The organism is Bacillus salacetis, from assembly GCF_003581585.1.
Taxonomy (GTDB): Bacteria; Bacillota; Bacilli; order Bacillales; family Bacillaceae_B; genus Rossellomorea; species Rossellomorea salacetis.
In genome coordinates this window covers 57,762-63,761 of sequence record NZ_QXIR01000027.1, presented here as the reverse complement: position 1 = coordinate 63,761, position 6,000 = coordinate 57,762, and the positions used below count along the sequence as shown (strand labels likewise).

The 6,000-nt window shown below is 43.0% G+C and carries 10 protein-coding genes; 9 read left to right on the top strand and 1 reads right to left on the bottom strand.

The features are described from left to right. Positions 1-124: 124 nt before the first annotated feature. Positions 125-685, top strand: coding sequence for a CotO family spore coat protein (locus tag D3H55_RS17325; protein WP_168413157.1), 561 nt, complete (start codon positions 125-127; stop codon positions 683-685). A gap of 59 nt (positions 686-744) precedes the next feature. Here the strand turns inward: D3H55_RS17325 and D3H55_RS17320 are convergent, their stop codons facing one another. Further along, positions 745-1,242 carry a CotY/CotZ family spore coat protein gene (locus D3H55_RS17320; RefSeq protein ID WP_119548580.1) on the bottom strand — a complete coding sequence of 166 codons (498 nt, stop codon included), beginning with the start codon at positions 1,240-1,242 and terminating at the stop codon, positions 745-747. A gap of 162 nt (positions 1,243-1,404) precedes the next feature. On the opposite strand from D3H55_RS17320, the gene D3H55_RS17315 reads away from it, so the two are divergent. From D3H55_RS17315 to spoVIF, 8 genes are all read left to right on the top strand, one after another. Then, positions 1,405-1,758, top strand: coding sequence for a DUF1360 domain-containing protein (locus D3H55_RS17315; RefSeq protein ID WP_119548579.1), 354 nt, complete (start codon positions 1,405-1,407; stop codon positions 1,756-1,758). A 421-nt stretch (positions 1,759-2,179) separates the two neighbouring features. Next, on the top strand, positions 2,180-2,647 hold the full coding sequence (locus tag D3H55_RS17310; protein ID WP_240628643.1) for a sporulation protein: 468 nt from the start codon (positions 2,180-2,182) through the stop codon (positions 2,645-2,647). 13 nt (positions 2,648-2,660) lie between these two features. Beyond that, positions 2,661-3,131 (top strand): stage V sporulation protein AC, encoded by a 471-nt coding sequence (gene spoVAC / locus D3H55_RS17305; RefSeq protein WP_119548578.1) that lies wholly within the window; start codon positions 2,661-2,663, stop codon positions 3,129-3,131. Continuing rightward, positions 3,131-4,147 (top strand): stage V sporulation protein AD, encoded by a 1,017-nt coding sequence (gene spoVAD / locus D3H55_RS17300; protein WP_119548577.1) that lies wholly within the window; start codon positions 3,131-3,133, stop codon positions 4,145-4,147. Before spoVAC ends, spoVAD begins: the two co-directional genes overlap by 1 nt. A 26-nt stretch (positions 4,148-4,173) precedes the next feature. Then, positions 4,174-4,530: a stage V sporulation protein AE gene (gene spoVAE / locus D3H55_RS17295; protein ID WP_119548576.1), complete on the top strand. Its 357-nt coding sequence runs from the start codon at positions 4,174-4,176 to the stop codon at positions 4,528-4,530. A 6-nt stretch (positions 4,531-4,536) separates the two neighbouring features. Further along, positions 4,537-5,235: a DUF421 domain-containing protein gene (locus D3H55_RS17290; protein WP_119548575.1), complete on the top strand. Its 699-nt coding sequence runs from the start codon at positions 4,537-4,539 to the stop codon at positions 5,233-5,235. Positions 5,236-5,300: 65 nt separating this feature from the next. Then, complete coding sequence (locus tag D3H55_RS17285; protein WP_119548574.1) at positions 5,301-5,417, top strand: YjcZ family sporulation protein; 117 nt, start codon at positions 5,301-5,303, stop codon at positions 5,415-5,417. Between the two features lie 152 nt (positions 5,418-5,569). After that, entirely contained in the window at positions 5,570-5,833 is a 264-nt protein-coding gene (spoVIF, locus tag D3H55_RS17280; protein WP_119548573.1) for a sporulation-specific transcription regulator SpoVIF, read from the top strand. Positions 5,834-6,000 lie beyond the last annotated feature (167 nt).

Genomic DNA, 6,000 nt, shown 5'->3' with positions numbered 1-6,000 from the left:
GTGCTTTAATGACTTGATGGGTGCCTTGCCCTTAGAAGTCGATTAAAAAATTGGAAATATTCCAGAAACCTCTAGGCACTTGCTGCATACATTGTAAAAGGAATGACCCATGGGAGGTGCCATCATGAGTAAAGAATCCAAAACAAATGCAAAAACCCCTTTATTATACATCCAGCAGCCATCACTTAAAGAAATCAGAGCGAATATGCAGCAGAGCTATTCATCTAAAAATGCCAAGCAGAAAACAAGTGAAAAACCAATAAAAGAGCAGTCAGTTGAAAAAAAACCAAAAAGAAGGAAGCGTCCCTTCTTTGAAGAAGAACTCAGTACATTATATGGGGAAGAAGCGCTGCAAGAAAAGGACCTGCAGGATTCCAAGCCGGAGGCAAGCGATACTGCAGAAGCATCCTTAGAAGATAAAGAACCAGAACAAAAGAGAAATTCTTTTTCCTTTAAACCTCTAAAGCCATTCAGAGATATGGAACTGGACGAAAAGATTGATTATCTATCCAGGTACATTAATGGCAAGGCCCCTTTTCCTTGCGAGTTTATCACACAAGAAGAAAGGCACAGGGGGATCCTGCTCCGAGCGGAAGGAGAATTCCTGGTTATTAAATCCTTTCAAGGTGACGAGGTGGAAATCAAAAGGAGTAATCTTGATGCTATCAAGATCATCGGATTATAAACTTCAATAACCATAATATAAAAAACCGGCCGGAGGGGTTCCGGCCGGTTTATCGATGATTAGTCGCAGATGCCAAGGTCTCTATCTGCAATACATTGAATTGCACAGAAACAATTCAGGTCCACAGTGATACAGTTATTTGTTCTGAACCACTCGTCGACATGGCAGATTGCACTGTAATCCAATTTTCCGTAGTCGTTGATGATGTCTCTGTTTGGTCTGATTGCTCTCAGTGTCGCACAGCAGTTATCAAAAATTTCTTCTACACGGAAATAGATGGTTACACAGTTTGCATCGCACTCTCCATCACGTTGTTTGAAAAGGGCTTTGAATAGTTCACCATTTTTATTCGTCAACGTAAAGATACGAGTATCTGCACGGCGTCTCATTGCAGGGCTGTTCAAATCGCCAAGCGGCTCAAGGAAACAGCTTGTAGTACAATCCAGGCATTCGTCATTTACTGCTGCATCCTGGATGTCTTTAATGGCGCGTACTACTTCACATACGCAGTTGTCAGTACTGACTCCACCTACATCTTCTCTTTTTCCACAACCCATATTGAAAAGGCCTCCTTTTAATTGTTTATCGCTACACTAATAACATATTGTAGCCAAGGGGTTTAAGTTACGGATATTAGCCCTTTTTCGGGAAAATAGGCGTTGCGGCAGCTGTCCATAAGACCATAGCAGTTTTAATCCATAAGAAAAGGAGCACACTAAGTGGAACTGACTTTGTTACAGTTAATAATTATGGGTTTGGCTGTATTTCGGCTGACTCATCTGATTGTATATGACAAAATTACAGAATTCCTGAGGTCGCCATTTTTCGATGAGGTTGAAGAAAAGGATGAACGGGGCAAACTGGAAGTATATCTGGTTCCTAAGCAAACGCTGATCAGGGGCTGGATCGGTGAGCTTCTCAGCTGTTATTGGTGCACTGGTATCTGGGCAGCAGGCGGTCTTTATGCATTATTTATCTTTCTCCCGGCAGTAGCAAATCCTCTGCTGGTCATTTTGGCGGCTGCTGGATTTGCCTCGATCATTGAAACAGTGATACAAAGATGGATTTCTTGATTTCAGAGAACAAGCGTTGCAGAAGCTGCATATTATTATGGTATATGTAAGTTTTGCATAGAACTTGTCAACTGAGTTTCGTCATTTAAGGAGGAAGAAAATGAATGATGAAGAAATCTGTGTCAACTAATTCAAATGAGTCAAATCTTAAGATGGTCTCACCCAAGAGAAAGAAAAAAGGCTGCGGCTGCGGCAAAAGAAAGAGAAGAAATAACGGTTAATACAATATGTAAGTTTCTGTAAAAAATATCATTCAGACTGAAGCTCAATAAACTCAAGGAGTTTAGATATTGGGCATCAGTCTTTTTTTATTCATAAAAAAACGGCCACTTGCAGAAGATATGAATACAATAATTGGTTTCCATACTGCATCACACTTCAAATTCTGTAGTATGAACATTGAAAAGCCCGGGGGGATTTTATGAATAAGCAATGGTTAAGTCTTATGGTTATCATGTTACTGGCTGGGTGTGCTGTCAATGAGGAAGACGGGAAGGACAGCAGGGGGGCACTAATCAAAGTCACAGACCCGCCTCCGGTTGAATTGATGGAAAATCCGGAAACAGACAGTGTCGGACATGCTGTGAAAAAGGAAATAGCAAAGCTCCCTGAGCTTTATGATGTTGCAGTCATTGAAGGGAAAAAGGAGATTTTGGTTTCCTATAAGGTGAAGCATTCCGATCGCTTCCATATGAAGGCAATTGAAAAAAAGATGACAAGGAAGCTTGAAAAAAAATTCCCGGATGAAAAGTTCATTGTTTCCAGTGATTATAAAATATTTTTGGAAACAGTAAGACTTAAAGACAAAATTGAGAAAAATTCCATCTCCAATAAAGATGCGGAAAAGAGATTCCAGGAAATCATCAAGCTGAAAGAGGAGCTAACCTAGAAAGGAGCATGTTATGGGAAAGAAACAAAAAACTCCGCAGCAGAAACAGTTTGCAAAGCTTGAACAAAAGCATGAAACCAAGCGTCCTGTATTGTTGAATTGTGTCAAAGCATTTTTTGTCGGTGGTTTTATCTGTTTGATCGGACAGGTAGTCACTTACTTTTATATCTACTTCTTCAATTTTACGGAACAAACAGCCGGTAACCCAACGGTAGCAACAATGGTGTTTTTTTCAATGCTGCTCACAGGCTTTGGCATTTATGACCATATCGGCCAGTTTGCCGGAGCAGGAAGTGCTGTCCCGGTTACAGGGTTTGGTAATGCGGTGATTTCCGCTGCAATCGAACATAGGACAGAGGGGCTCGTACTTGGAGTAGGAGGCAATATCTTTAAGCTTGCAGGGTCCGTTATTGTTTTTGGGGTTTTTTCAGCGTTTGTTATCGCATTGATCAAAACGCTTCTAATTAAATGGGGGGTTGTATAATGTTAAAAGGTGCACAATCATGGGAATTTCAAAATCCCCCTTCCATCATTTCGACAGGAGTGGTCGGCGGCCCATTCGAAAAGAAAGGGAGGCTGTCTGAAGACTTCGACCGCTTCTATGAAGATTTGTGGATGGGGGAGGAAACGTATGAAAAAGCCAACCGGCTGATGATTGAAGATGCCGTCAAACTGGCTGTAGAGAAAGGCGGAATCCGTGAAGACCAGGTGAAATTCTTCCTTTCGGGAGATTTAATAAATCAAATAACACCTTCATCTTTTGCAGCACGGACAAACGAAATCCCTTACCTTGGATTATTCGGAGCCTGTTCTACTTCGATGGAAGGCCTTGCATTGGCTTCCTATCTCGTAGATACCGGAGGGGCAGATTACATTGTTACCGGTGCTTCAAGCCATAATTCTGCTGTAGAAAAGCAATTCCGTTATCCTACAGAGTATGGAGGCCAAAAACCGCCTACAGCCCAATGGACGGTGACAGGGGCAGGGTATTCACTTATCGGGAAAAGCAGTCCTGGTTCCTCCCCGGGACCCCGGGTCACTTCAGCTACAATCGGTAAAGTAATTGATATGGGATTGACAGATCCCTTCAATATGGGAGGTGCAATGGCACCTGCAGCAGCGGATACCATAACTGCACACTTCAAGGACTTAGGCAGGGATCCGTCTTATTATGATCTAGTCATAACCGGGGACCTGGCTAAAATAGGGCGGAAGACCACCCAGGAGCTGCTTCAGAAAGAAGGTATCACACTGGATGAAACTCAATTCCAGGATTGCGGACTGCTGATTTATGGACAGGATCAGCCTGTTCAGTCCGGGGCGAGCGGTCCAGGATGTTCCGCCACGGTCTTATATGGACATCTGTTAAACCAGATGAAAAGCGGAGTGTATAAGAAGATATTAATGATTGCGACCGGAGCACTGTTATCTCCGCTCACTTTTCAGCAGGGTGAGTCCATTCCCTGCATAGCCCATGCTGTGTCGATTGAGTATAGGTAGTATGAGAATGAAAGGAGGGGCAGCTTATGCTGGCTATGTTTTTTTGGGCATTCTTGATAGGGGGCATCATCTGCGTAATCGGGCAGTTATTATTTGATGTTGCGAAACTTACACCAGCTCACACGCTGAGTTTACTTGTTGTCATCGGAGCGGTATTGTCCGGTTTTGGTTTATATGAGCCTTTGATTGACTTCGCGGGGGCTGGAGCGACCATTCCAATCACCTCCTTCGGGAATGCTTTGGTTCAAGGAGCAATGCAGGAAGCAGATCAGCATGGTCTGGTAGGAGTTCTTACGGGGATGTTCGAAGTGACAAGCTCAGGTATTTCGGCAGCCATCATTTTCGGCTTTCTGGGTGCTTTGATTTTCAAGCCGAAAGGGTGAGGGTATGTGTCCGAATATATAGAGGTTGCCCTCAGGAGCTTATTCATTCTTGCGGCATTGTTCTTTATTACAAAATTGCTCGGAAAAAAACAGCTTTCACAGCTTTCATTTTTTGAATATATCACAGGCATCACAGTGGGCAGTATCGCTGGGACACTGTCCATGGATTTGGAATTGAAGCTGCTGGAAGGCCTCATGAGTATCCTTCTTTGGTTTTCGGTTCCATTTGTATTTTCGTTAATATCATTAAAAAGTATGAAGTTCAGGCATTTCATTGAAGGAACTCCCACAATATTCATTGAGAACGGAAACATCTTAGAGGACGCACTTAAGAAAGAAAAGATTTCAATTGATGAACTGCTTGAACAATTAAGAAAGAGGAATATTTTCCGAGCATCTGATGTCCAGTATGCCTCCCTTGATACCAATGGTGAGTTAAGTGTGCTGCTGAAGAAGGAAAAACAGCCGCTTCTGTATGAAGACTTTTTTCATTACACCGGCAAGATGATACAAATCCAGCCTGTGATCACCGATGGAGAAATTGACATTCAAGGCCTGAGGCAGTTGGGATTCAGTGAAGAGTGGCTCCGCCTCCAACTTAAGCAAAGGAAGGTTCCTTTGGAGAATGTGTTCCTTGCCCAGGCAGATACGTCAGGACAGTTGACGATCGATTTATTTGACTGGACAGGTGAACAGCCGTCCTAAGCCCAAACATAGGTGATCATCTCTACATATACTATAGAAGCAAGGTACAAAGAGAGGTGATAACTATGTATGGATATGGTTATGGCTGTGGATATCCAGGATACAATTATGGATCAACTTTCGTCTTGATTGTTGTCCTGTTCATTCTCTTGATCATCGTTGGCGCAAGCTTTTATTGCTGACGCTTAGAAGAAGTTCGGAACCGAAGCTGAAGCAAACGGCTGCGCCATGGCACCGCTGCTTCAGCTTCATTTTTTGGTTTCCGGGTGTTGAATAGGCACCAAATGGGCAGCGCCTCATACTATATATTAGCTATGAAGGAGGCGTTTACCCAATGAATAATAATAACTTCTTTAAGAATATCGAAAAGAAGACCGGTGTCAATATGAATGATGTATTTGAATTAGCCAGTTCTCTCCAAAATGCAAATTTCAAGGATGAACAAACGGTCCGGGGTGTGATCCAGCGTGTATCACAGATTGCCCATAAACCAGTAAACAAAGAAACGGAAGACAAAATTGTAAAATCCATTGTAAATGACGGCAAGCAGCTGGATTTTGGGACACTCTCACAAATGATCAATAACGAAAAGAAATAGTGCAAGCAAAAACCAGCGGGCCTCCTCTAAAGGATAGAGGGGGCCCGCTGGTTTTGAATGGGTTGCTTCCAGTGGGACGATGGGAAGGTATGAACACCCCGCACGGTCTACCTGGCACAATTGAATATATGGAAGGAAGCACCATCACAAAGGAGCGGAGCCAAGGC